Genomic DNA, 26336 nt, shown 5'->3' with positions numbered 1-26336 from the left:
CGCCGGGCGATGCACCGGAAAGGACGTTTCATTCAAAGGCGATTGTTTCATGAATACCCGAATACTGTAATGACTGGGGCATGCCGCTAGGGCGCGCCAGCCCCCGCATACACGCAGCTGCGTACGGAAGAAAGGCCTGCACAGCGGTCACGGGCCCGGAGCCGCGGCTCAGCGGCCGGTGGAGCCAAGCACTGCCAGGCTGGTTCTGGCAATGATTTTCAGATCGGTGCGGAAACTGCGCCGGGTCAGATAGGCCACATCCAGTGCCACCCGTTCGTCATAGCTGATGTCATTGCGCCCAGATACCTGCCACAGCCCGGTGATGCCGGGTTTCTGGGCCAAATAGGCCGGGACGCTGCGCCCGTATTTTTCCAGTTCCTTGGTGACGATCGGGCGCGGGCCGACAAAGCTCATCTCGCCCTTCAGCACGTTCCAGATCTGCGGCAGCTCATCCAGGCTGGTCTTGCGCAGGATGCGGCCCAGCCGGTTAATTCGCGGATCATCGGCCAGCTTGTGATCGCGCGCCCATTCCGCAGCGGCCGCGGGGTGGGCATCCAGATGCGCCTGCAGCCTGGCTTCGGCATCCACCACCATGCTGCGCAGCTTCCAGCATTTGAACGGCTTGCCGCCCCTGCCGACCCGGGTATGGCCAAAGAAGCCTGCGCTTCCGTCGCAGCGCACGATCGCCCACAGGACCAGGATGACCGGCACCAGAACCGGCAGCAGCAGCAAGGCAAAGCCGATGTCGAAAGCGCGTTTGCCAAAGCTGGGATAAAACCCCGCAGAGACCTGATCTAGGGCCTGGCGGTCGGCGGAGCCTTCGAGGGCATAAGCTGCCACTACAAAATCCTGCATCGTCAAACACCTGTAAATTTTAAACGTCTAAACCAACGCCCACCCGTCAGACGGGATGGGCAGCTGTTCAATACACTCAAGTTGCAACAAATTTAAGTAGCGTTTTTCATACTTCTGCGACGTGGTTAATATATGCCACAGCCACCCATAATCTGCAGCGCTCGACCACCCCCAGGCGCGCCTTCCCTATGACCAAAAAAAACATGCACTGCGCCGCTAGTGCTCGCGGTCAGTCCCTTTCAATGCCACTGCCTGCATATCCGCGATAAACTCCTGCGCCTTCTGCGCCCTATATCTGCCCGCATGCACTTCGTAGTGCTTGGTGGTCTGGGCGCTCGTTTGCCCGCACAGGACACGCGCCAGCTCTGCACCATGAGTGCCGTGCTGCGCCATGGCATCATGGACAAGGGTGCGAACGATGTGAGGAGTATGGCCGGTGGCGGTCTTGAAACTGTATGCAAGCGTCCGGGAAGACAGAAACTCATTCGTTTCTGTCGAAAACAGGGGGGTGCCCCTGCGGGCCAGATAGCTGGCCATAACAGCATTGCTGTCCCCGCACATGAGGAGATCATCCAGATAGGGCGTCAGATGATCGTGGAGCTTGCCATGATGGCGGTAGCCGGTCTTGCCGGACGCCACCTGGAGCGACCAACCGTATTCATCCCGGATAACGTGCCGTCCAACGACAAGGCAGCTTACGTCGCTGATTCGCATTTGCAACATTGACAGCAACGCCAGAACGCCAGATCGCTGAAAGTAGGTCCGCCGCCTGTTTACAGATTGAGTTTCATAGGCAATGCGGCGCCATTTGACGGCCGCCAACGCGACATCCCGCAGGGTGATCGGCTTCGCCGCAAGCTGCCGTACCTTTCCCGGCACTTCTCGCTGCATGTCTTCGCGGTAGATCCCGCAGTCTTCGAGGATGAGGCGCCGTTCAAGGGCGGGGTACCTGAGCTCTTTCGCCATCGCCTGAATGCCGGTGACATAGGTCAGGCGGGTGGTGTTCTTGAGCGGCCGGGCATCCAGATCTTCGATAAAGAGGCAAAGCCCTTCGCGGGAGAGCCTGAGATCGAGCCCTTTACGCTGCACCACGGCAAGATATTGCCCTGCCGCATTCCTCGTCACGGCAAGGCTGCTGGCCGAATAGCGCCTGCGGCCACGGCGCGGCGTCTCCATGCGCCGGAGCGCCAGCTGAAAAGGGCGCGGGAATTCGGCGAAAGGAAGTGTGCGGCGCCGATGGGTCATGCTTTCCCCCGCCGCAGCACATTGCCCTGCAACTGCGCCAGCAGCTTTTGCCCTTCCTCGTGTTTCCGGGCCTGATCAACGAAAACGTAGTTCTTCCTGACGGTCGCTTCAGTGTCACCGAGAAGCGCCGCGATGATCGCATAGTCGGCGCCGGGCTGGTTGGCGAGCAGGGTTGCAAGAGCATGGCGAACCTGGTGCGGCGTCATCGGCACGCCGGCATCCAAAGTAGCATTTTGCCAGATCGTGTTGAGGCGGGCATAGGACACCCCGCCAAAGAGCAAACGGGGGATCCGGCGGGAGGCCCCGACATGCGCTTCCAGCAGGCGGGGCCGGACCTCTGAAACAAACCAGGCGACGATCGCGCAGGGATCTCCTCCCTGCTTCCGGGTGAGGGTGATATAGTGGTGGGAGTAGCCGTTCTTCACGATGTCCGGGGGCGTCGTGATGACAAGGCCACGCTTGGCGTCATGGAGCTGGACATCAGCATCCTGATCCCCGTAGCTCAGCCGCAGGAGCGTCGAGATGCGCAAAGGCAGGGAGGTCCAGATCGCCGCCGCACAAGCCGCGATCGACAGCGCGATGGCCGCGTTCTTGTGGTATTGAGAGCCGGTTTCATATTCCTGCATCTGCCTTTGGGCCGCCTGGAACAGCGTGTTCGGCAATGCAAGAAAAGCAGTCGTCTTCTGTCGGCTGTGCAGAAATTCCTCGCACCATTGGCGCCTGGTGCTGGACATGGCCTTGACGTTTTCGAACTCGGCGAAGTCACCAATGACCTCCGTCAGAACCTCAGCGTCATAACCGCAACCGCGAACGAAAAGCTTCCAGTTGTTCACATACTCGAACAAGGTGGTTGGCTGCAGCTTTCTCCAAGAGAACTCGCCGTTCAGCTCGCGCTCGATCACCTCTTCCAACAGTTCCGGGTCCGAAAGGTCCTCTAGCGAAACATCCCTGTCAGGGTCGATTAGCCCAGCAGTCAGCATGGCCGTATAGACATAGGTCATACCCCGAACGGCCTGCTGCACGCGCGAGGGAGAACAGGCGCTCCGGCGTTTGCGCCGGTGGCCCTTGGGCTCTCCCTTCAGACGGTTGCGGCACCAGTCATCCACCTCCGATGCCAGCAGCGCGGGCAGTTCGGCGCGAACGCACTGGGCGCGGGATTTATGAACCGCTGCGCCGCTGAACGCGGAGGACAGCGGTACCGTCACCGCACCCTCGTGCGCTTTGATCAGCTTCATGGCGGACTGGATCGACCGGTAGCGTCCGGAAGTGGTGGCGTTGTCCACCTGCACCTGCACCCATTCACGGGTGATGTCAGCAGGGCTGATCCCGTCCTGGCGCGCGATGCCGGCCAAGACCTTCACGGCGATCAGTTTCCGTTCGTCCGCATGTGCCGGCTGGAGATCCAGCAGGAGCTGGGACCACGCGTCGGCTTGCTGTTCCGGCAATACGCTGGAGGGCTCCCCGGCAAATGCCAACAGCGCGGAGCGCGTCTGGGAGCGCCACGTCGAGAACGACCCCTTGCTCTTGAAACCGGACGGCAGCTGGCGAATAGCGCCGCGCCCCCAGATGGCATCAAACGCATCGGGGTCAGCCGGGATCTGTTCCAAAGGCGCGCCGCCGTAATACGGGACCCTGGAAACACGGTTGATGGAGCCCAAGACCTTCTTCTTGAAGCTCTCGGAAAAGGACGCGCCGGTTTTGACCCAGCGGGCCACGTCAGCCATAGATGCCATGGAATTCATCCTGTTCTATCACGACTTATCAAGTCAATGAATATTATCTGAAATTAATAAAGTGAGGTGATCACTACAGTACATTTCGAAAAACATCTTAATGTAGTGTATGCCTCACTTTTTGCGGGATCCTCACTTTTGGCGGAGGTCTCCGGTTTTTTCCTCACTTTCAGATTTTCGCAGAAGAAAGGAGCTGTACCGGATCGTGCGGGGAGAGATCCTCACGCTGTGCAAAATTCCGATCCGGCCGTAATTTCGAACCGTCTGTGGTGTCACACCAAGACGGTCTGCCAGTTCACCGGCGCTCTGAAGGCGGTCATCCGGATCGATTACGGTAAGGGTCTCCGTCGGCAGCTTTTCGATTTTTCGCAAAACCTCTGCCCAAGAATAGCGGGGGGAAGCATGAAAGCCTGACGGCGTGATAGATGCAGCTTGCAAGGCAGCACGCGCAGTGGCGCGATCGACCTGCCAGCGGCGCGCGATCTGGGAAACGGTAGCGTAGCTCATTTGACATCCGCATAGATTGGTTTCGAGTACGAAACCCAGCTGATGCTTGTGCCATGCTGCCTTGAATTGGGCTTGAAAGCAGACAGAAAAGGCCATCTAGGCTGAGTTCGCAGGGCCACTCAGGACTGAGACCCAAAGCCCGGACCCTTGAATTTGCTAAGAGGCTAATTCGATCCGCTTATACTCATTTTTCGATGACCTTTAAGGCTACCCGCTCTTTCATACGTCGGGGCCCGAGGTGCAGTTAAGCACCGTGTCGCCGCACAATCTACCTAAGCGGTATTCTGCTGTCCACAGGCACAATCAAGTTTTTCGGTGTGCCATCATCTTTAGCAAGACGGTTGCCCTGCGCCTGGGCGTCCCGCTCACGCAGGAATGGCAGGCATACTTGGTCAGGCCAAAGTATCCGGTCGGAAAAGGGACCGGTTTATCTTTCCATCACGCGGTGCAATTTCTCAGCAACTGTGCCTCCGGCGAAGAGAAATTTCTCAGCTTCACCGCCTGATCTGAACAGGATCGTTTCCACAACCGCCATGCCGGCCGGGCGCTTCCTGGTTCCTTTACGCCAAGCGATCATCCCTTCCCAATAGAACTTGCTGAGAATGGCAAATGCTATCCGGTCCCGCTCGATAGCCGCAAAATTAGGATACAGGGAAGACACACGGGAGCCAGGCAGAAGATACGTCCATCTGCCCTTTCGGTGAGCCAGTCCGTGGACTTCATGGCAAGGCGACCCAAGGCTGTGGGTCGGCGGGAGGCATGGTCTATAGACCCCCTTGCTCGCGTGAGGCACCTTTCTCCTTACTTGTTCGATGATCATCTGTGCCAGGCTGTCTAGGTCCGGACAGGTGTTCCAGGCTGAAGAAAGACTTTGCGCAAAGGGTGAGAGGCCTAAGATATTGTCCCATATTGCCTCCGGGAACCACATCCGGCCAAGGTGAAGGAGGCGTCTTTCCAGGATTTCCAGCGTATTGCGGTGAAGGCCGGGCATCTCGAACACCAGAATAAACACGGCCCACCGCCGTAAATACTTCTGCTTGCAGATGCGTTCAAAAAGATCAGCTTCGGACATACCCAAGTAAAGGCGCGGGCGCGCGCCTCCTGCCCGCAGAAACACATAAATTCCAGATACCGCTCGTGAAATGCAGCTTCGCCCCAGAGAGCAGAGTGCGAGTTCAGTCATTTCCAGGGTTTCGGCGAAAAAGCGGATCTCAGCCAGCTGGCTGGCAGGGAGAACACTGCGCGGGCTGCTGTTCAGAGGAAATTGACTGCTGTGCAGGCGCAAGGGTTTGGCATACATCGTCTTTCAAGATCCAGTGAGCGGGCCCAGCCAGGGGCAAAGGTCTTCTGCGCCGAGCTCCCGTGCCTCGGCCAGCAATCCGGACAGGTGTTCGATCAGTTCTCGATGCGGCTCCAAAAGCATCCTGGCGCGGTCTTCGAATTGGCTGAGCCTCGCGCTCACTGAGTCGCGATCCTCCGGAGACAGGCGTAAAAGGTCAGGCTCCCCCAGCCAAATAGGACCATGGATGCCAAGGCCGGTCTGCCGGTCCAGATACAGCTGCAGGCAGGTGGCAAGTGCGAGATCGCTGTCCCGGCTGCCCCCGCTGCCAGCACTGATGCTGCCGAGGATAAGTCGTTCGGCGGCCCGGCCCGCCATGTGAATGCTTAGCTCATTTTCAAATTCACCGGCTGTTCCCTCTATTATCGCAGACTTCCGCGTTGTCATTCCGCCGTCTGCTGCGACGGCAATACGTTCCACCGGGCCCGCGCCAAGCAATGTTGCGGCGACGGCATGGCCGCACTCATGAATGGCAATGCGCCGCTCCAAACCGCTGCGCACCAGCCGGGTGGACCCAAGCTGCGCAGCAAGGGAGGCAGCATTAAACGGTTTTCCATCCTTGCGGGCCTTCGATTTCGCGGCGCGGATTTGGGCGTCAATCCCGGCGGGTGTCTGTCCTGCAAACAGCTTTGCCAAAGCCTGTACGCCTTCTTCGCTTGAAAATTCCTGGCGCAGCATATGGCTGATCTGACTGATCAGCGGGCGAGGCAGCTCGTGATGGGCATCAAAACGCCCAGGCCGAAGGATAGCCGGATCAAGCGTGCCCGGGGAATTGCAGGCCCCAAGAAGGATGACGCCCTCGTGCTGATGAAGCTGGTCTATCTCTTTCAGGAAGGCGTTGATGACCTGCCGGCGGTAGTTGCTGTTATTCTGATCGCGGCTGTCGCGCGCACCGGCAGCATCAAGCTCATCGATGAAGAAAACGCAGGGACGCGCTGAAACCGCTTCGGAGAACGACTTGCACATCGCACCCAGCATGTCGCCCAGGTGGCCCTCAGATTGCCACCGGCCGAAGCTTGCCTCCAGCAGTGGCACGCAAGCAGATTTCGCAATGGCATTGGCAAGCACTGTTTTGCCTACGCCGGGCTCGCCCGAGAACAGCAATGAGCGTGTAATTTCCAACCATTGCACTGTGCCGTCCTGCCAGGCCTTAAGGTCAGAGACAATGGCCGCCGCCGCCTGATGTGCCGGAGACTGGCCACCGATTTCCTCTAAGGACATCATATGGCGGGCGGGGCGGGCAGCTGGTTTGGTCAGCTCAGTCAGCTTGAGCGCGGCATCGCGCGCGCTCGGCTGACGCAACGCCACAAGCAGAAATGGAAACTCCAGAGTTGCAAGAGTTTCATCTGTTGGCAGCAAAGGCCCGATAGCTTGGTGGTCAAACCCGCCCGCCGGGCAGTAACGCTGCGCCAGGAGTATCTGCAGGATCTGCCGGCCAAAGGGCCTCAGCCGTATGGCAACAGGAAGCAGTCTGCGGAGAGGGGAGGAAAGCTGCACCCCGTCCGGCAGGAGGACCAATAAAGGATGCGGAAATGCAAGGGCGTCCCGAATGATGTCTTCAAAAGCCGTCAGGCTGGAGCTGGTTATGCTGCCAGATGCCCGCAATTCCGGCTGGCAAATCTGGAGTACAGGACCGGGCGGATGCAGCGGTGCGCGAGAATGCGCAACCCATTCTGCAGGAAGCAGAAGCTGTTCAATTTGACGCTTGGCCCGGTTCAGTTCAGAGGGATGGATACCAGCAAGAACGGTGATGGCGTTTGGTGCCAGAACCTGGTTTTTGAAAGCCGTTTCAGAGCCGAATGCCGCCGCCAGACGAATGGAGAAAAGGTGCGCCGCGGGGTGGATGTACTTTTCAGCAACACGCTGAGCCCTTTCCCGCGGAACACAATCTTCATTACGGAACTCCGCTGCGTTCGGGTCACTGTCCGGCTGTGCGCTCCAGTCTTCGCTAGCCCTTTCGCAATTGGGCGCGGCAGATGTTTGCAGCCCACCAGCCCTGTCTGCATGAGAAGGTTCTCTGCTGCAGCCCTCGGCATCGCACAAACGCTGGGTCAGCGTTTCCGAAAACCGCTCCCAGTCCGGTTCGATGCTGCTGGATCGATGCTGTTGCGGCTCAGTCGAACTGTTTTTTCTAGTCACGGGCAGCTCCTTTCAGAAAGCGGTGCCTACAGGTCTTGCAACGCCGAGTCCACGCAAAAAAACATTTGAAAACAAACGGTTAAATGCACTCTCATTCTCGCAAGCGAGAGCTACCCTCAACACTTCAGCAAAACCAATGCCTTACCTCCTCCGGGAGGGGGGGATTTCTAGATTTTCGCAAATTTCTGCTGGAGCCGCAGGAGACGGCACAGACCGGTGACGGCTGAGTACACGCCGCCAGCGCCACAAGAGGATCAGACGTTCTCGCACAAGAGAGCTCTGGGAACTCACGCAGAAACGTAAATTCCTATATACTATTCCACTTCAGATGGTTCTGGATTTCAATCAGCTTCCTGTCGTAGCCCGCGGCAGACGCCCTACAACCAGAGTATTTGCGTGAGATGGAAAAGAGACCGTGGCAGACCGACCTTAAGTATCGATTTGTCAGCGTTGTCGGCCCAGTCAGGCTGGGCTGCCACCGGAGATGTGATGCTCTGTGCGGCGGGCATAGGCAAAGGAATTTCTAGACCGCATGCCCCAACTGAATAGGCATTTCCCTCCAGACAGCGCATTGCTCAATGCCAGAAAAACTGCCGCCTATACGCAATAGCCGAACCTGTCCCAGACCCCGCGGCCATAGACCGTGCCCTCATGCGCTTCGATATACTTGGGGTTCGAGTTCTCCAGCTCTGCGAACCGCTCTTCCATCGCAACGGCGCCGCGGCGCGCGGGCACCTGCAGGAACGCCCCCAGCCGCTGCATCTCCGCACCCGGCTGCTCCACGAAGTCCTCGTAGCGGCTGATGATGCAATCCGCTTCGGAGAAATCCGCATCGGCCTGGGAATAGGCCGCGTTCCAATGCATCATCAGCTCCGGCAGCGAGGTCTTGCTCCATTTCTGCGTCGCCGCCGCGACCGCCCGCGGGTCCCGGGTGACGATGATGAAGCGGCAGCCCGGAAACACCCGGCGCAGCCACCAGATCTTTGTCAGATGCGGCGGCGATTTCTCCAGCAGCACCGGCGCGCTGCCGACGACAAAGCGGCTCCAGTCCTGCAGGATCCGCTCCCGGCAGCCCGCGTAATCCGTCAGCTGCTGCAGCTCCTCCCGCATCCGGCGGCTGAAGGCAAAGGCCCCCGGGCCGCCGAACCCCCGGGCGGAGGCAAACACATTCTGCATATGCTGGCCTTCGCTTTCAGGCACCGTGGCACGCAGATACGACAGCTCGAACTGCGCCGTCAGCATCCGCTCCAGCAGGGTGGTGCCGCTGCGGTGCAATCCACAAATGAATACCAGAGAGGAAATCTGCGGATTGTCGTTGTAGTCCTCGGCCTCGATACGGGCCGCCACCAGCGGTTTGCGGCGCCGCGGCGCCTTGGCGGGGGGCTTGGGACTCATCGTGTTTTCCATGGCCATGGCCTGTCTGTCTGGAGCTTCGCTGCCATCTGCGCCGCGCTCTGTCCGGGCCTGCGCTCCGGCGCGAAACCCCGCCTCGGAAATCCGCGCGCGTCAGGCGCGGCGGCGGCGGTTCACTTCCCAGGCCAGGACCAGGGCGGCGCTCACGGCCGCCAGTGCCAGCAGGCCGGTGCTTGCATCAATTTCTGGCACCCCGTGCGGGTTGCCAACGCCGTTGTTCCAGCCATTGCCGCCGGCGTTTCCATTGTTGCCGCCATTGCCGTTGCCAATGCCGTATCCATTGCCGTTGCCCATGGCAAAAGCAGCCGTCAGGGTCAGGCAGTGCGCCGCAAGTGCAGCGGCTGCTGCAGTCAGAAAAGTTTTCATTGCTCGGCCTCAACCGGTTCGCGTTCACACCCCTGCAAAAGCCGTTAACATTTTCCAAAAATACGCGCAACTTCCAGCCCCCGCCGGATGCGGCTTTGCCACCGCCCCGTGTCCGGGCTGCACCGGTCTGCGTCAGCGCCCGGCCTGCAGGAACCGCACCGCCCCGCCGCCCAGGCAGGCCGCCGACAAAACCCCGCTGGCATAGGCGCCGGTGTCGACGGCAATCCGGCCCTGCACGGCAGCGGGATGGTCCACGATGGTATGGCCATGCACCACCCAGACCCCGTCGCGGCGCGGGGTGCCCAGGAACGCCGGATGGCCCCACATCAGCACCTCCTCCGCCTGCCGGTCCGGGGCAATCTGCGGGTCCGCGCCGGCATGCGCCGCCAGCACATTGCCCGACAGCAGCGAGGCCTCCAGCCCGGCCAGCCAGTTGATCAGCGCCGCCCCCATCCGCTCCTGCAGATGGTCCCGGCACGCGCGCAGTTCCTCTGCGCGCATCTGCGGCCGCACCCCCGGCACACCAAAGGAGGCCAGGGTCTGCAGCCCGCCGTTCCTGATCCAGCGGCCGCCCTCGCGTCCGGGATCGCGCAGGAAGCGCAGGAGCATGTCCTCGTGATTGCCCTTCAGGCAGGTCAGATCCGGGCGCGCGCTGAGACAGCGCAGCACCTCTGCGCTCTGCTCGCCCCGGCCGGTGTAATCGCCGGCCAGCACGATCCGGTGGCCCTGCGGCACCTGCGCCAGCATCCGTTCCAGCAGGTCCAGGCAGCCATGCACATCGCCGATCACGCAGAGCGGTTCGCCAGGCGCCGGCGCCGCAAAACCGGCAGGCATACCGGAGGCCTCCGGGCCGGATTTTTGCAGCCTGAGCTTTTGCAGCAGCGATGACAGCACGGGCAGAGAGCTCTCCGGTTGGCCTGCGCCGCGGCGCAGGGGGCATCAGGGTCCGGCGGTGATACCGCCCTGCCCGCGGCGGAGCAAGCCACAGGGGCTGCCGATCGCTCAGAACAGGAAGTCATCATCACCATAATCATAATGATCCGCCGTTCACTGGTCGCCCGTCACACACCATCCAGATCCGTCAGAAGCAGTGTGGACTGACTTGTGCCGCCTGTCACACCGAAGGCCGAAAATACCTATCAGTGACAGCTGATCTCCGCCGCATCCGACGCTGAAGTACCGCCGAAGCGAGACATTCCTGCATCCCCAGCAGAGCCCAAGCCTTCCTCATTTCAAAATTTTCCAGTTCAGTGATGCTAGAGACCCACAGCCCCTGCCCTGTACTGCCGCGAAATCTCGATCGCTCTGGCCCCCGCGAGGATTTTGCCGGTGGTAGTGAAAGACGGCGATCTCGGTATCTAGAAGCAGCGTGGGCTGTGCGACGGGGTGGACAAACCGCAGCGGTCCCCGCCTATGGCCCATCCAAACCTTATGTACACGCCGCCGCCGCCCAAAATGCACACTTCAGGCCCTTGTGCAGGTCACACCGAAGCTGGTGGAATGGCAGGGGGAGTGCGCGGGTCCGTCGCTTGCAGCTATGGCCGCGGATCGTTATAGGCAGCATGGCGGGCCTTGCGAGTTTGAAACCTTCCCTTCACAGGCTTAGACGCACACGGAATAATACCACTGAACACAAAGGCCGCAGATAAATGCCCCTTTACCGGAACGGCGATAAAGTCATTCTCTTTGTCCATATTCCCAAAACCGGCGGTTCCACTGTGGAAGAGGTGCTGAAGGCCGCGGGCGCGCCGCAGGCGCTGAAGTACCACAAGCGGCTGGGCTACTCCAACGCCACCCCCCAGCACATGCACTGGGAAGTGATCCGCCACTGGATCCCGCAGGTGTTTTATGACTACGCCTTCGCGGTGGTTCGCCACCCGCTGGCCCGGTTAGTCAGCGAATACCACTGGCGGAAGGCGATTACGGAAAACCGGGAACTTCCGGACTTCGACACTTGGGCAAACCGGCAGATGAACCGCTACCCCAAGGATAACTACATTCTGGACAATCATATCCGGCCGCAAAGCGAGTTTCTGGGGCCGAAGGTTGAAGCCTTCCGGCTTGAAGATGGCCTGGATCATGCTGTTCACACGGGGCTTGAATGGCTGGGCCTGCCTGTGGATGACGTCAAAATCCACCATGCCCGAAAATCTGAACGCAGCCCCCAGACTGTGTCTCAAAAAACGCTAGAAAGGGCAAAGGCCTTCTATGCTGCCGATTTCGAACGCTTCGGCTATGACCCAGCCCTCTTGCCGAAAGACCTGCAGGCAGACTAACCGCTTGTTCTCTATGTGCAGTTGCCAGTAGCCCGGGGGAGTATTGGAAATGGCCTTTAACACCATCCTGCGTATCGCTTACCGCAGGCTTCATTGGACCAGCCGTTTCTTGCCGAAAGGGCTTCGTCACTGGATCGGTGCCTTCTACCGCGCGCAAACCGCACCCTCGAAACCTGCGGAATCTGCCCCTCCCAAACCGTCCCCGCCCCTTCCCGAGCACATTTTTATCCGCGCATTGGAAAGCGAGCCGGTCCAGCCCGGCCTCGTCCTGTATGAAAGCTTCCACGGCAGTTCCGTAAACTGCAGCCCGCGAGCGGTATTTGACGCACTGCTGAACGACCCCGAACGGGCCGGCCTGGAACATGTCTGGGCTCTGAAACGCCCGTCAGCCGCTCCGGAACCCCTGTTGCAATTGCCCAATGTACGCTTTGTGGCCTCCGGCTCGGCAGAATATGCGCAGCTTCTGGCCACCGCCGGCACGATCATTTCCAACAGCACCCTGCCGACCTGGTACCTGCGCCGCGACGGGCAGTCTTATGTCAACACTTGGCACGGGGTGCCGCTGAAGCGGATGTTCAAGCACGAGGACGCCCTGCGCCCGACCGTACACCGCAACAGCCAGCGCAATTTTCTGCAGGCCTCACATGTGCTCTTGCAGAACAGCTTCACCGCCGATGCGCTGCTGGGGGCTGCGGATGTGCAGGAGGCGGTCGGCGCACGGCTCAGCTGCATTGGCGCGCCGCGGGTAGATGAGACGCTGACTGCAGACCCCGATGCGCTGCGCGCCGAACTGGGGCTGAACGACGGTCAGAAGCTGATCTTCGTGGCGCCGACCTGGCGCGGCGAACTGGGCAAGGCCAGCAAGAAGGCACCGATGCTGGATGCCCTCCTGCAGGCGCTGAACGGGCTGGATCCCGACCAATACGCGGTCTATGCGCAGATGCACAACTTCACCGGCACCCGCGCCAAAAACGCCAAGGCAGTGCCCGCCGGCATGTCCACCAACCGCTTTCTGGCGGCCGCGGATATTCTAGTCAGCGACTATTCCAGCATCATGTTCGATTACCTGGCCACCGGGCGGCAGCTGATCCTCTATGTCTACGACCGTGCCGAATACGAGGAGCTGCGCGGCCTCAATGCCGAACTTGAGGAACTGCCTGCGCAGCTCTGCATGCGGCCCAAGGATGTGATGGAGGCGATCCGCACCGGCCAGCGCGCCGATGCGCTGCCGCAGTTTGAGGCGGCCAAGGCGCAGTTTTTTCCGCTGGAGGACGGCCAGGCCACCACCCGGGCACTCAAGGCCATCTCCGCCCCGCCCCTGCCGCGCAGCCGCAAGCGGCCCCGGATCGCCTTCTACGGCGGCGGCTGGAAGAACAACGGCATTACCTCTTCGCTGCTCAATCTGCTGGGCGCGCTGCAAGACTATGATCTCGACATCTATGTGCTGACCGAAGGCCTGCCGCTGGAGAAATCCGAAGAGCTGCGCGCCAACCTGCGCCGGGCCGGGCCGCGGGTGCGGCTGCTGCACCGGGCCGGCGGCATGGTACGCCCGCCGGAAGAAAACGCCCTGGTGGAGCAGTTCTATGAGCAGAACCGCTTTGAAAGCCCGGAGCATGAGGCCGCGGTGACCGCCGCCTTCCGCCGTGAGGCACGGCGGCTCGCGGGCGACATGGAGTTTGACGCGGCGGTGGATTTCAGCGGCTATGCCCGCTACTGGAGCCTGCTGATGGCGATGCTGCCGGCCAAGCGCCATGCGATCTACCAACACAACGACATGCGCTCGGAGGCCGACAAACGGTTCGCGATCCTCAACGGCGTCTTTGCCACCTACAAATGGTATGATGCAATTGCCAGCGTCTCGGATGAGACCCGGCAGGTGAATGCCGCCAATCTCACCGCCTATTACGCCGCGCCGGAGGCGGCGCTCACCGTGCGCAACGTGATCCGCCCGGACCAGATCCGGGCTCGGGCGCAGGCACCGCTGCCGCGGGAGCTGGGCCTGCAGCTGCCGCAGGACAAGCCGGTCTTCGTGATGGCCGGGCGGCTGTCGCCGGAGAAAGCCAAGGACCGGGCGATCCAGGCCCTGGCCCGGCTGCGCGCCGAAGGCACCGAGGCGGCGCTGGTGATCATGGGCACCGGCCCGCTGGAGGAGGAGCTGAAGGAAGAGGCGCGCAACTGCGGCGTCGAGGATCTGGTGATCTTTGCAGGCCATGTCAGCAACCCCTTCCCGGTCATCGCCCGCGCCAGCTGCTTCCTGCTCAGCTCCGACTACGAAGGCCAGCCGATGGTGCTGTTGGAGGCGCTCACCCTGGGCAAGCCGGTGCTGGCCACCGACATCCCCGGCGCCCGCAGCGTGCTGGGCACCGAGTACGGCCACCTGGTGCCGCCCAGCGTCGACGGGGTTGCCGAGGGCATGCGCCATTTCATCGAGGGCCGGATCAGCGGCGCCGACTTCGACGCCGAGCGCTACTGCGAGGCGGCGCTGCAGGATTTCTTCGACCGCATACTTGGCTTCACCCCCAAGCGCCTGCCGCAGTCCTGATTCCCCGTTCCCTGCCCGTCCGGACCCTCTCCGGCCCCCTTCCGGACCGGGCGGAAACAGGCCTGCACAGGCCCGGCAGCGGCAGAATGCGGCCTGCCGGCCGCGGCTGGCGGGCTAAATTGATCCGGGGTCTACCCAAAGGCCGCTTAACCGGCTATCAACGCTTCCACAGCTAAGAGAGGCATCCCGGCACGAGCAGTCAGGCCCCGGCGGGAAAGCGGAATTGCAGCCAGACCGGACCGGAAAACAGATTTCCGGCACGGGGCGTGTGAATATGGAGTTATTAATGCGGCGTGTGATTACTTACGGCACTTTTGACACCCTTCATTTCGGACATATCCGCCTGCTCCGCAGGGCCCGGGAACTGGGTGATTACCTGGTCGTCGCGCTGTCCTCCGACGAGTTCAACGAGCTCAAGGGCAAGACCTCGAAATTCTCCTGGGAGGAGCGCAAGCGCGACCTCGAGGCGATCCGCTATGTGGACCTGGTGATTCCGGAGCACACCTGGGAGCAGAAGCGCCAAGACGTGCAGGACCACAATATCGACGTCTTCACCATGGGCGATGACTGGACCGGCGAATTCGATTTCCTGTCGGATCTCTGCCAGGTCATCTACATGCCGCGCACGCCGGAAATCTCCAGCACGATGATCCGCAACAAGATGCAGGGGCTCAGCACCGCTGCCGAATAACCCCGCCGCCGCCCGGCTTTGCCCCGGCCGCAGCGGATGCGGGCGGACCCCGTGGTATGCCTGCTGTTCCCCGACTGCCGCCTCCTGTGCCCTGCCGCCCTGCCGGCGGCTTTCCGGGGCACTTAACCCGCAGAGCATGACAGCCGTATGACATCCGCCGCCGCCTGCGGCACAATAGGGCCGCAAGGGCCGGCAGCGCCCGGACCGGACCCGGAGAACCGCCATGAACATTCTTTGCGTAGGCGCAGGCCTGTCGGGCGCGGTGATCGGCCGCCAGCTGGCCGAGGCCGGCCATCAGGCCACCGTGATCGACGCGCGCGCCCACATCGCCGGCAACTGCCACACCGAGCGCGATGCGGAGACCGGCGTGATGGTGCATGTCTACGGGCCGCATATCTTCCACACCGACGACACCGAGGTCTGGGACTATGTGAACCGCTTCGCAGCCTTCCTGCCCTACAAGAACCGGGTGAAATCCACCACCCGCGGGCTCTCGGGCGCTAGGGAAGTCTTCTCGCTGCCGGTGAACCTGCACACCATCAACCAGTTCTTCCGCAAGACCCTGCGCCCGGAAGAGGCGCATGACTTCATCACCGAGGAACAGGCCGACACCACGATCGAAGATCCGCAGACCTTCGAAGAGCAGGCGCTGCGCTTTGTCGGCCGCGATCTCTATGAGGCGTTTTTCAAGGGCTACACCCTCAAGCAATGGGGCATGCCCCCCTCGGAACTGCCCGCCTCGATCCTGAAGCGGCTGCCGGTCCGCTTCAACTACGACGACAATTACTTCTTCCACAAATTCCAGGGCATGCCGCAGGACGGCTATACCGCGATGACCGCCCGGATCCTCGATCATCCGGGCATTTTGCTCCAATTAGAGACTGAATTCACCCCGGAGATGGGAGCAGAATACGATCATGTGTTCTACTCCGGGCCGCTGGACGGCTACTTCGGCTACAGGCTGGGCCGGCTCGGCTACCGGACGCTCGATTTCGAGCGCTTCACCCATCAGGGCGACTACCAGGGCTGCGCGGTGATGAACTACGGCGAGGAAGCTGTTCCTTACACCCGCATCACCGAGCACAAGCATTTCAGCCCCTGGGAAAGCCATGAGGGCTCGGTGCTCTACCGCGAGTTCTCGCGCCAGGCAGAGCCCGGCGACATTCCCTACTACCCGATCCGCCAGGTGAAGGAGAAGGAGCTGCTGGCGGCTTATGTGCAGCTGGCAGAGGAGACCCGCGGCGTCACCTTTGCGGGCCGGCTGGCCACCTACCGCTATCTCGACATGGATGTGACCATCCGCGAGGCGCTGGACGCGGCGCGCGGCTTCCTGGAATGCCAGGACAAGGGCCAGGCGGCACCGGCGTTTTTTGCGCCGCCGCTGGCCTAGGCACCGGGCATCAGCCGGGCGAGCCGCTGCCGGACGGGCTGCTTTCGGGACGCGGCAAAGGTGCCGGAGCGGAGGCCGCCTGCGCCTCCTCTTCGCTGCCGAACAGGCGGCGCCACCAGCGCCGGACCCAGCGCTCGGGCGCGGGTTTGCCGCAATACATCATGGTTTCGGCCAGCCGGATCAGCGCCTCGGGGCTGACATCCTGCTGCGGCTGCGGCGGCGGGGCTTCAAACGGCGTCCAGTCAACCTTCAGCGCGCCGGGGCGGTCCTTGAAATACTGCGCCGCCACCCATTTGTTGCCCCCGGCAAAGCTCTTCTGGAACGCCCGGGCGGTGTCCAGGCCCGGCAGCACCTTGCCGGGCGGCACCTCGTTGCGCAGCCACTGGCGCAGCCGGAAATCGGCATGGGGCGGCAGCTCCACCCCGGTTTCGCCGCTGTTCAGAGCCTGCAGCACCCCGGCGGCCCAGATGCCCATGCTGGTGTTCTCGCGCTCCGGCTGCTCCCAGCCCGGCGCCTCCGGATCCAGCCCCAGCAGGGCGGCGAAATCCGACACCACCCCATGCGGCAGCCCCTTCGCGGCGGCAAAGGCGCGCACCTCCAGCACCTCCGGGCCAAACTCGCGGCCCCACCTCTCCAGCAGCTTGCGGAAATTGAAATAGCCGCGTTTGGGCGGGTGCATGTGGCGCGCCAGGAAACTGTCCACATCCTCCTCCAGCCCGTGCCGCAGCATGGTCGAATAAAGCGCCACCGCGTGGTCGATCTGCGGCCGCAGGTAGACCACGATGCGCAGGCGGCGGCCCTCCAGGGCCGGTGCCAGCAGCGTCTTCAGCCGCGCAAAATGCTCCGGCCGGGTGCAGCGCGAATGCATGTGCTCGCTGGAGATCACGATATGCTTGTCCGGATGGGCGGCGATTTCCTTCGCCAGCGCCGCCTGCACCCTGCGCTCGAACTTCTGATACTGCGCCTGGGTGCGGATGCCATAGGTCTCCTGCAGCTGGGTCTCCCGCTGCCGCCCCTGCAGGAACACCGGGATGGCGTTATGGGGCACCTCGCCCAGGCTCCGGGGATAGAGAAGGCCCCGCTCCGCCAGCCGCTCCCGGTTGGCGGCCATGAAGCTCTGGATGCTGGTCGACCCGGTCTTGGTGGTGCCGATGTGCAAAGTGACCTGATTCATTGTATTCCGGCTGCTCTGTTGCGCCGCGCGGGCCGCGGCTGTTTCCCGCGCCGGATACTACGCATTGCCGCCGCGGAAGGCCACCGCGCTTTGCCCGCAGGCCGCGGCCGGGCGGGCTGGCGCGCAGCCCCATCCCCCGGCCCGCAACAGGCCTGCAACAGGCCCGCCGCAAGCCCGCAGCAGGCCCCTATCCAAATCCTCCGGAACAGGCTATCTAGCCAGCCGGAGCGGCCCCGCCGCCAGCCGCCTGCCCTGCCCCGAAGACCGCCACCAGGACCTCTTTCTCCCCGATGACGCTGACCGCTTCCCGCCCCGCTGCCCGGCTTGCCCGCACCCTGTTTCCCGGCCAGTTCCTGACCCGCAGCCATGGCCGCGCCGCCCGCTGGGGCACCGCCCTGGCCGCGGCCGGCGCCACCCTGGCGGTGACCGGCACCCCGGCCCTGGCGCGCGAAATGTTCCGGCGGCTGCACGGCGACCAGTTCCTGACCGGCATGCGGCGGCTGTCCTGGTACCTGCGGCGCGGCTGGCCCGGCATCGACATCTCGCAGGATCCGGTGCCGGTGTTCTACCAGGAGCTGGCCCCGCGCGAGCTGGCGGCGCTGCGCCGCTTCCTCAGCCGCCGCGCCGCCCGCCTGGCGCCGGATGTGCTGCAGGGCGAGCTGTGCCTGATCTCGGCCAGCGCCGCCCTCGCCGCCTTCGGCACCCCCGACTATCCCCGCTGCCTGCAGCTGTTCCGCCAGGACGCCGCCGCCGCCCTGCAGGGGGCGCTGGATGCCGCGCCGGTGCCGCCTGCCAGCCAGCCGCCCGCCGCCGGGACGCCGATCCAGCAGCAGTTTTCCCGCCCCGGCGCCGAACAGGCGCTGCGCGACACCCTGGCGCTCCTGGAGCAGAACGGCATCCGCGCCTTTGTGCTCTCCGGCACCTTCCTGGGGGCGGTGCGCGAAAAGGCGATCCTGGAGCATGACTACGACATCGACCTCGGGGTGATTGCAGAGGAGACCGATCTGGAGCGGCTGGAGGCGGTGCTGCACGGCAGCCCGCCGTTCCGCTGCATTGCCAGCGCCTGCCAGACCCGGCTGGAGCGCGATGGCAGCGGCCGCCTGGCCCGGCGCGACCTGCCGGTGCTTTACAAGCTGCGCCACGCCAACGGCACCGTCGCCGATATCTTCCTGCACTACCGCGAGGACGGGCTGCTGTGGCACGGCTCCTCGCAGTACCGCTGGGACAATGCCGACTTCGGCCTGGCATCCTATCCGCTGGCCGGCATCGAGGTGCAGGGCCCGGATGACGCCGGCCGCTACCTGACCGAGAACTACGGCAACTGGCAGGTGCCCAAGCGCGATTTCCACTGCGGCTCCGACACCCCCAACCTGCAGCTGCTGCCCAACCCGCTGTCGCTGGCCCAGGCGCTCTGGCAGCTGCGGCTCAGCGCCGGCAGCCCGCGGCGGCAGGCGCTGCTGGCGCAGATGCAGCGCGCAGGCCATATCACCCCCGCCGCAGACGGCGGCTGGCAGATCCCCGCGGACCTGTTTGCCCCCTAGGGCCAGGCCCGCGGGGATCTGCAGTTCAAGCTCCGCGCGGGGTCATGCTTCCGGACGCCCGTTCAGACCCCGATCGCATCATGAAACTCGGCCATGGCTTCCTTCGTATAGGTGCCGAAATCAAACGCAGGCACGTCCTTGGGCGTTTTGACGGAGCGGATCATCGCCTCGGCAAAGGCATCCGGGGTCCGCTCCACCAGCTCGCCATAGCCCTCCAGAACATAGCGGATCGAGGGGACATCCGATCCGATGCAGTATTTCTGCATCGCCAGTGCCTCCAGCAGGACCATCGGCTGGCCTTCATAATCGGACGGCAGCACAAAGCATTCGCACATGCTGATAACCGCAAAAGGATTGTCGACATGACCGGTGAAAATGATCCGGTTCTGCAGATCCAGCTTTCTGGCCAGTGCCTTCAGGTCCTTTTCCAGCGGCCCGGTGCCCATGACGATCAGGACCGCGTTGATGCCGGCCTCGACCACCTGCTTCATCGCTTCGATCAGCCGGGCCTGGTTCTTCTCCGGTGACAGCCGCCCGCTGGTGACGAATTTCACGAGGGGCCGCGTTTCAAGGCCCTGCTGCTCCAGCAGCTGTTCAAAGCTCAGCAGGGTCTTAATCTGCTCGGGGAGCGCCCGGATATCCTGCGCCTGTTTCAGAATCCGGTCCGGATGCACGATGTTGCGGGCGTATTTCGCACTGTCCGGGCCGGGGTAATACTGGCCCAGTTTGGCAGCGTTGATGTCCCTCAGGCTCGGCGAGACCGAAATCAGCGATTGGACGTCCTTATACTCTTCGAACACGTTCAAAAGCTGGCGCTGGTCGCGGTTCGCGCTGGAGTTATGCGCCTCCGCGTGCAGGTCATTGTGCTGGTAAATCGCATGGCGGCCGGCGCTGACGCGCTTGATGAAATCCACCCACCAGACGGTATAGGCCGAGTAGTTGACGGCACAGTCGAAATGCCGGTCCGACAGGATCCTGCGGACTTCCAGATCCATGCTCCGCTCCAGGCTTGCCCCAAGCCCTTCAACCGTCTCGCCGGCCCGCCAGGCATTATAGACCGCCATGTCTGAAGGGGCGACAAACATCGCCTCGGATTTCAAAACCACGCGGCAGTGGCGGCGCAGCTTCCGGAAATAGTCCTCACCATCCGGAGAGCTGTCCACCGACCGGCAGTCAACCACCACCGAGACATCGTATTTGCTGTGATCAATGGTCTCGAGGAGGTTGAAAAACGCCGCGGTAATCCCGTTCCGCCCCAGGAAACCGGGATAGAACAGGATCGTCTTCTTGTCTGAGGGCGCGCACTCCAGTTCGGGCTGCGACAGGACCAGATCGACGACGCGGCGGCTGGCCTGGCCGTCTTCCTGGGGCAGGATATCCTTCATCACGGCGGCGTAATTTTCGCTTTCCGACGGCTTTGCCGGCGCGGCGATGAAGCTGGTCAGCTGCTCATGGGTGTGGGCAACCTGAAGCGGCAGCGTATTGATGTCGAGATACAGGCCCCGCGTCGCCTTATAGTCTTCGAGATCATAGGTGTAGAGCACTGCTGGCCGGTCCAGCACCAGGAAATCGAAGAAGACGCTGGAGTAGTCGCTGATCAGAATATCCGTGGCAGCCAGCACCTCGTTGATATTCACCTGATCGGGAATGATATGACAGTTCTGCGGCAGGCTCTTCAGATTGTTCTTAGTATAGTTATGGATCGACAGCAGGATGTGGTACTGGCCGCCAAATTTTTCCGACAGAAGCTGTATTGTCTCGACCTGGTGGGCCATTTCCCCGGCCACGTTGCCGACAACCCCCCGCCATGTGGGCGCATAGAGAATAACCTTCTTGCCATCCGCGAGACCAAGGCGCCGACGGACATCTGCGGCATCCGCGTTCAATGTGACATCAACCCGCGGCGACCCCGTCACCCGTGCCCGGCCGGTCGAAAAAACATCGCCGTAAGGGACCACTGTTTTTTCGATCGCATAGTCGCTGGCGAGGCAGATATGCGTCGATTGGGTGAAATTGTGCTGGGTGTTGAAGGAGTTCTGCAGCTTCTGGGGCATGTCCATGCCCATGCACTTCAGCGGGATGCCGTGCCATACGTTGATGTATTTCTGGCCCGGTTTGCGGATGAAGTAACCCGGAAAATTCGAGTTTGCCACCAGCGTCTCCGCCTGCAGCAAGGCGTGCGCATATTCCTTGGACCGGTAGTCCACAAATTTGATGTCAGGCCGCCCTGCCATCCATTCCGGCGCCTCCACATCCTTGTTCTTCACCCAGATGAACGTATGGCCCTTGAATTCGTCCCGGCGGTGCATTTCCAGAAAGATTGCGTAGGGGTTGCAGGAAATTTTCCGCCCCCAAAAGCTGTCGAACAGCACAACTTTCGAATCCAAGGCCACCTGATCATACTTGGTGTAGTAATAGATCCTGTCCTTGGCGCCCGCCGGTCCGCTGAGGGGCGAATTCCGGTACAGGCTCTCAAGCTGGGAGGAAACCGCCTTGTACGGGGCGAATTGGCGCAATTTTGCATCATAGGGCCTGAACTTAACCAAGGCATTTTTGACGGAGGTTTTCAATTTCGACACTTTCCTAGCCTGCAGGAAGCCAGTCCGCCTCAGAAATGAAAGACACTGACTGGGGATTGTTCTGCCTGATGCTGAACACCGCACCGGGCGCAGATGCGGCTGTGCTCTATGCGGTTTGAGCGTTCAGGTCAACCGGCGCGGGTCACCGGGGATTTGGCTTGCCCCCGGGGAGGCTCCAGCTTCTGCCGCCAGCCGGAAAACACAACCTCCTGCAGGTCAGGCCAGCATCGCCTCATGCGCGGCGATGGCTTCCTCCAGGTCCTCGTAATAGCGCATCTCGCCCTTCTCCAGCACCAGGCCGGCATTGCAGAACTGGCGCACCTGCTTCATCGAGTGGTTGACCATGATGGCGCCGGACAGCTTCATCCGGTCGGCAAACACCGCCTGGCTCTTGCGGCGGAACGCCTTGTCGCCCACCGCCGTCACCTCGTCGACCAGATAGGTGTCAAAGCGGATCCCCATCGAGGCGCCGAAGGTCAGCCGCGAGCGCATGCCGGAGGAATAGCTGCGCATCGGCATGTGGAAGGATTTGCCAAGCTCGGAGAACTCCTCGACAAAGGCCACCAGATCGTCGCTGTCGACGCCGTAGATGCGGGCGATGAAGCGGACGTTCTCAGCCCCGGTCAGATCGCGGTGGAACGAGGCCGCCAGCCCCACCGGCCAGGAGATGGTGCCGTCGGAGACCACCCTTCCGTGATCGGGGCGCAGGGTGCCGGCGATGATTTCCAGCAGCGTCGACTTGCCGGCGCCGTTGCGGCCCAAAAGCGCCAGCGACTTGCCCCCCGGCAGGGTGAGGTTCAGATTGTCGATGACAATCTTGCGCTCGCCCTTGATCCAGAAGCTCTTGGTCAAGTTTTCGAACCGGATCACCGCCCTGCCCTCAGCTGCGGTCGCGGACCGAGTAATAGATCAGACCGCCGATCGACCAGACCAGCAGCAGGAACAGCCCGGTGAGTCCGCTCAGCACATAGCGGCGCGGGTATTCTGCCTCGCTGGCCAGGGTCGGCTTGATATAGGTGGCCAGGTAGCGGCTCTGGCGGGCCGCCTCGCCGCGCGCCACCTCCAGCGCCGCCAGCGCCGCGCGGTAGGTCTCCTCGGCAAACTCCCGGTCCACCGTCAGCCGCTCGAACTCGGAGATCAGCGTCGGATAGTCCTCGCCGACGCCGCCGGTGTCGGTGTTGCTGGAGGCAAAGGTCTGGCGCTCGATGTCGATGCGGTCGCGGATCACCTCGATCTTCTGCTGCGCCTTGGCCAGCCGCACGTCGCCCTCTGCCACGGTGCCCGCCAGCAGGTCGTATTCGATCAGCGCCTCGGCCAGCTGCTGCTGCAGGTTGTTCATCACCCCCATGCGGCCCTGGATATCCGCCGCCGGGTCGACGATGCGGGTGCGGGAGCGGAACCGGGTCAGCGCCTCGCGGGCCGCTTTCAGCCGCTCCAGCGCCTCCGCCAGATCGGCCTCGGCATAGCGCATCGCATCGGTGCGGGCCTGCTCGTTGAGCGCATTGATGCGGATCTGGCTTTCCTCGACGATGGCGCGGGTGATGGCCTGGGCCATCTGCGGCTCATAGGCGGTCACCTGCACCTCGGTCAGGCCGGAGCCGCTGTCATAGGCGATCCGCACCACACGCTGCCAGTACCAGGTCAGATCCTCCAGCGTGGCGCCGGGCCACAGCGCAAAGGCCCAGTCGCCGGGCCAGCGGCTGGCATAATGGGCGCTGAGGCCGGTGCGCGCCTCCACTGCGGCCACCAGCTCCTGGCTCTGGATGAATTCATAGAGGATGTCGCTGTCGGAGGCGGTGCTGTTGCCGGTGAAACTGGCCAGCCCGCCCAGGATGTCATTGGCGCCGGCGCTGTCCTGGCTGCGCACGGTGAAACCGGCGGTGGAGGCATACTGGTCTTCGGCCACCGCAAACAGGTAGAACACCGCCGCCGCCAGCGGCAGCAGGACCAAGAGCCCGAAAGAGGCGATCAGCCCCCAGTGGCGCCGCTTCATATGGGCGGCGCGGGCAATCGGATAGGCGGGCTGCTGCTGCTGCAGCGCTTCCAGCTCCGCCTCGGCGGCCTCGGCCCGGACCAGCAGGCGGCCGATCCGGCGCTTCTGCTGGGCGATCTTCACCTCCGGCTCAAGAGGACCGGGCCTTGCCGCCGGGCCAGTGCCCTTGCCGCCGGCACCTTTACCGTCCGCATCCTTGCGGCCAGAACGGAATTGGGCGGCCGCTGTGCGCTGCGCCGCCGGACGATCCTGTGTCATAATCTGCTTACCCCGGCCTGCAGCCGTTTGTAATTGCCTCGTCTTTCTTTCATATTATCGCCTGCAGCGCGCATATTCACAATGGCTATTCATGACCCGACCCACATCCGCGGCAGCCCCGGCCCCGTCCCCTGCCCCGTCTTCGGCCGCCGCTCCGGCCTTCCCTCCTGCCCAGCGTCCCGGCACCGGGCGCGCCCGCAGCTTTGCCGCGCTGCGCACCATCGCCGCGCTGATGCTGCGCGAGATGTCGACCCGCTACGGGCGCACCCCGGGCGGCTACCTCTGGGCGGTGCTGGAGCCGCTGGCGGCGATCCTGTTCCTGTCGGTCGGCTTTTCGCTGGTGATCCGCAACCCGTCGCTGGGCACCAGTTTCCTGCTGTTCTATGCCACCGGCTTCCTGCCGTTCAATCTCTACCAGAGCGTGTCCAACACCGTGGCCCGGGCGCTCAGCTATTCGCGGCCGCTGCTGCGCTACCCGGCGGTGACCTGGATTGATGCGCTGCTGGCCCGGTTCCTGCTCAACAGCCTGACCGGCATCCTGGTCACCCTGCTGCTGACCGGAGCGGTGCTGGCCGTCATCGACAGCCGCGCGGTGCTGGACCTGCCGCCGGCGGTGCTGGCGATGTTCCTGGCGATGATTCTCGGCCTCGGGGTGGGCGCCCTGAACTGCGTCCTCAGCGGGCTGTTCCCGCTGTGGGAGGTCGCCTGGTCGATCCTGACCCGGCCGCTGTTCATCGCCTCCGGCATCCTGTTCATCTATGAGGACCTGCCGCCGCTGGCCCAGGACATCCTGTGGTTCAACCCGCTGATCCATATCACCGGGCTGATGCGCACCGGCTTCTACCCGACCTATACCGCCTCTTATGCCAGCGTGCCGTTTGTGCTGCTCAGCAGCCTCGGGCTGCTGGCGCTGGGGCTGGTGCTGACCGGGCGCTACCACCGGGACATCCTGAACCGCTGAACCCGCCCGCCTGAAACCGCCGGCCTGTGCCGGTGCCCGGCCCGGGGCGCATGCCGCGCGGGCCGGGGGTCAGTCTTCGGCGGCCAGCTCCAGCACCCGTGCATGGCTCACCCTGGTGCGCCGCAGCAGCCCGTCGCGCACCGCATGCGCCAGCAGCCGGGCAAAGGCGCGCCGGGCGCCGCGGTGATGGCGCAGTTTCAGCGCCCATTTCGGCAGCACCACGCAAAGCGCCGGCCAGAACAGCCAGCCCGCCGCCATCCGGTACAAGAGCAGCAGGTTGCGGTGGTAGTAATAGGCCTTCCACAGCGGCACGAAGCGGCCGCGCTGCGCGGCATCCGCCTTGGCCTTCTCCCCGGCCGGCTCTTTGGCGCCGCCCTGGAAGGTCGACAGGTCATGCTCGAACCGCACCGAGGGTTCAAAGCCGATCCGGCCGCCCGCCTTGGTCAGCCCCAGCGTATAGATGCCGTCATCGCCATAGATGAACAGCTCCGGGTCCGGAAAACCGATCCGCCGCACCGCAGCCGCCGAGATGAAGAAGCCGACAAAAGAGGTGACATCGATCTGCATGCCCGGCCCCTCGTAATCCGAGGGCTGCACGTGAAAGCCGGAGCGGCCGCCGCCGAACAGGGTGCGCAGGAACTCGCGGGCGTGCCAGAACGGGTTGCGCGAGGGGCGGTTCATCTCGCAGATGCGGCCATCCGGGAAATAGACCGCCGCCGCCACCGCGTCCCAGCCGCCGCCGTCTGCTGCACCTGCCGGCTGCTGGTGCATCGCCAGCCCGTGGAACGCCGCCAGCCCGCCCGGTGCGGGTCGGCCGTCGTCATCCATCACCGCCAGCCAGTCCGGTGCGTGGGCCTCCATCGCCCGGCGCATGCCCATCTCGAAGCCGCCGGCGCCGCCGCGGTTGGTCTGGCTGGCGCAGATATCAAGCCGCGGATCCTCCTGCGCCGCCAGCCATTCACCGGTGCCGTCGGTGGAGGCATTATCGGCCACCACCACCGCCGCCAGCTCATGCTCCGGGCTCTCCAAGAGCCGCGCCAGCGTTGCCTTCAGCTTGTCCAGCCGGTTGTAGGTCACCACCACCGCCACCAGGCGGCCTGCGCCGCCGGGGGCTGGCGATGCCGGGATTGCGCTGCCGGGGGCCTCTGCTGCTGCTGCCAAAGGATGCTCCTTGCCTGTCCGGGCCCGGTCCGGGCCTGTCTGATGAATCTGCTGCCGCTTATGCGGGCCCGAAAGCACATAAATACAGGGTGCTGTCAAACGCTTTACGCCGCTTCCCCGCCGCTGCCGGAGCGGGAATCCTGCCCCGGCATTTAGGTCCGCTTCGGACCAAA

20 protein-coding genes are annotated in these 26336 nt (G+C 63.1%); 6 read left to right on the top strand and 14 right to left on the bottom strand.

Annotation, left to right across the window (positions count from 1 at the left end; genetic code table 11):
• Window positions 1-168 precede the first annotated feature (168 nt).
• From RA21_RS04205 to RA21_RS04170, 9 genes are all read right to left on the bottom strand, one after another.
• Entirely contained in the window at window positions 169-855 is a 687-nt protein-coding gene (locus RA21_RS04205; RefSeq protein ID WP_039146658.1) for a sugar transferase, read from the bottom strand.
• A gap of 216 nt (window positions 856-1071) precedes the next feature.
• Window positions 1072-2100: a hypothetical protein gene (locus RA21_RS04200; protein WP_152610485.1), complete on the bottom strand. Its 1029-nt coding sequence runs from the start codon at window positions 2098-2100 to the stop codon at window positions 1072-1074.
• Window positions 2097-3824, bottom strand: a complete 1728-nt coding sequence (locus RA21_RS04195; protein ID WP_039174831.1) for a site-specific integrase — start codon at window positions 3822-3824, stop codon at window positions 2097-2099. Before RA21_RS04195 ends, RA21_RS04200 begins: the two co-directional genes overlap by 4 nt.
• Before the next feature lie 141 nt (window positions 3825-3965).
• Window positions 3966-4340, bottom strand: coding sequence for a MerR family transcriptional regulator (locus RA21_RS22540; protein ID WP_152610483.1), 375 nt, complete (start codon window positions 4338-4340; stop codon window positions 3966-3968).
• A gap of 427 nt (window positions 4341-4767) precedes the next feature.
• Complete coding sequence (locus RA21_RS04190; protein ID WP_039174832.1) at window positions 4768-5640, bottom strand: hypothetical protein; 873 nt, start codon at window positions 5638-5640, stop codon at window positions 4768-4770.
• Window positions 5641-5646: 6 nt separating this feature from the next.
• Window positions 5647-7818: an AAA family ATPase gene (locus tag RA21_RS22535; RefSeq protein WP_152610482.1), complete on the bottom strand. Its 2172-nt coding sequence runs from the start codon at window positions 7816-7818 to the stop codon at window positions 5647-5649.
• A 597-nt stretch (window positions 7819-8415) separates the two neighbouring features.
• Complete coding sequence (locus RA21_RS04180) at window positions 8416-9213, bottom strand: sulfotransferase family protein (RefSeq protein WP_039174833.1); 798 nt, start codon at window positions 9211-9213, stop codon at window positions 8416-8418.
• A gap of 111 nt (window positions 9214-9324) precedes the next feature.
• On the bottom strand, window positions 9325-9597 hold the full coding sequence (locus RA21_RS04175) for a VPEID-CTERM sorting domain-containing protein (protein ID WP_019294880.1): 273 nt from the start codon (window positions 9595-9597) through the stop codon (window positions 9325-9327).
• 132 nt (window positions 9598-9729) lie between these two features.
• Window positions 9730-10431 carry a metallophosphoesterase family protein gene (locus tag RA21_RS04170; RefSeq protein ID WP_052254335.1) on the bottom strand — a complete coding sequence of 234 codons (702 nt, stop codon included), beginning with the start codon at window positions 10429-10431 and terminating at the stop codon, window positions 9730-9732.
• A gap of 815 nt (window positions 10432-11246) precedes the next feature.
• Between RA21_RS04170 and RA21_RS04165 the strand changes: the two genes are divergently transcribed.
• The 4 genes from RA21_RS04165 (at window position 11247) to glf (ending at window position 16496) form a co-directional block, all read left to right on the top strand.
• Window positions 11247-11873 carry a sulfotransferase family 2 domain-containing protein gene (locus tag RA21_RS04165; protein ID WP_039146640.1) on the top strand — a complete coding sequence of 209 codons (627 nt, stop codon included), beginning with the start codon at window positions 11247-11249 and terminating at the stop codon, window positions 11871-11873.
• 235 nt (window positions 11874-12108) lie between these two features.
• Window positions 12109-14415 (top strand): glycosyltransferase, encoded by a 2307-nt coding sequence (locus RA21_RS04160; protein ID WP_206540040.1) that lies wholly within the window; start codon window positions 12109-12111, stop codon window positions 14413-14415.
• A 286-nt stretch (window positions 14416-14701) separates the two neighbouring features.
• Window positions 14702-15106, top strand: coding sequence for a glycerol-3-phosphate cytidylyltransferase (gene tagD, locus RA21_RS04155; RefSeq protein WP_036761752.1), 405 nt, complete (start codon window positions 14702-14704; stop codon window positions 15104-15106).
• A 223-nt stretch (window positions 15107-15329) separates the two neighbouring features.
• A complete protein-coding gene (gene glf, locus RA21_RS04150) occupies window positions 15330-16496 on the top strand; it encodes a UDP-galactopyranose mutase (RefSeq protein WP_039146627.1) in 1167 nt (388 codons plus the stop codon).
• A 10-nt stretch (window positions 16497-16506) separates the two neighbouring features.
• Here the strand turns inward: glf and RA21_RS04145 are convergent, their stop codons facing one another.
• Window positions 16507-17670: a hypothetical protein gene (locus tag RA21_RS04145; protein WP_039174836.1), complete on the bottom strand. Its 1164-nt coding sequence runs from the start codon at window positions 17668-17670 to the stop codon at window positions 16507-16509.
• A gap of 290 nt (window positions 17671-17960) precedes the next feature.
• On the opposite strand from RA21_RS04145, the gene RA21_RS04140 reads away from it, so the two are divergent.
• Entirely contained in the window at window positions 17961-19211 is a 1251-nt protein-coding gene (locus tag RA21_RS04140; RefSeq protein WP_019294887.1) for a hypothetical protein, read from the top strand.
• Window positions 19212-19273: 62 nt separating this feature from the next.
• Here RA21_RS04140 and RA21_RS04135 read toward each other — a convergent pair whose 3' ends face one another.
• The 3 genes from RA21_RS04135 to RA21_RS04125 form a co-directional block, all read right to left on the bottom strand.
• Window positions 19274-21727, bottom strand: coding sequence for a glycosyltransferase (locus tag RA21_RS04135; protein ID WP_152610481.1), 2454 nt, complete (start codon window positions 21725-21727; stop codon window positions 19274-19276).
• 279 nt (window positions 21728-22006) lie between these two features.
• The gene (locus tag RA21_RS04130; protein ID WP_039146619.1) at window positions 22007-22660 is read right to left on the bottom strand and encodes an ABC transporter ATP-binding protein; all 654 of its coding nucleotides are present in this window, start codon (window positions 22658-22660) and stop codon (window positions 22007-22009) included.
• A 10-nt stretch (window positions 22661-22670) separates the two neighbouring features.
• Complete coding sequence (locus RA21_RS04125) at window positions 22671-24041, bottom strand: sugar transporter (RefSeq protein ID WP_082008886.1); 1371 nt, start codon at window positions 24039-24041, stop codon at window positions 22671-22673.
• A gap of 91 nt (window positions 24042-24132) precedes the next feature.
• Here RA21_RS04125 and RA21_RS04120 point away from each other — a divergent pair, with 91 nt between their 5' ends.
• Entirely contained in the window at window positions 24133-25002 is an 870-nt protein-coding gene (locus RA21_RS04120; protein WP_019294884.1) for an ABC transporter permease, read from the top strand.
• A gap of 69 nt (window positions 25003-25071) precedes the next feature.
• Here the strand turns inward: RA21_RS04120 and RA21_RS04115 are convergent, their stop codons facing one another.
• The gene (locus RA21_RS04115; RefSeq protein WP_241477459.1) at window positions 25072-26163 is read right to left on the bottom strand and encodes a glycosyltransferase; all 1092 of its coding nucleotides are present in this window, start codon (window positions 26161-26163) and stop codon (window positions 25072-25074) included.
• Window positions 26164-26336: the final 173 nt, after the last annotated feature.

Origin of the sequence: Leisingera sp. ANG-DT, from assembly GCF_000813785.1 — a bacterium.
GTDB lineage: Bacteria > Pseudomonadota > Alphaproteobacteria > Rhodobacterales > Rhodobacteraceae > Leisingera.
This window is presented reverse-complemented; position numbering and strand designations above follow the sequence as displayed.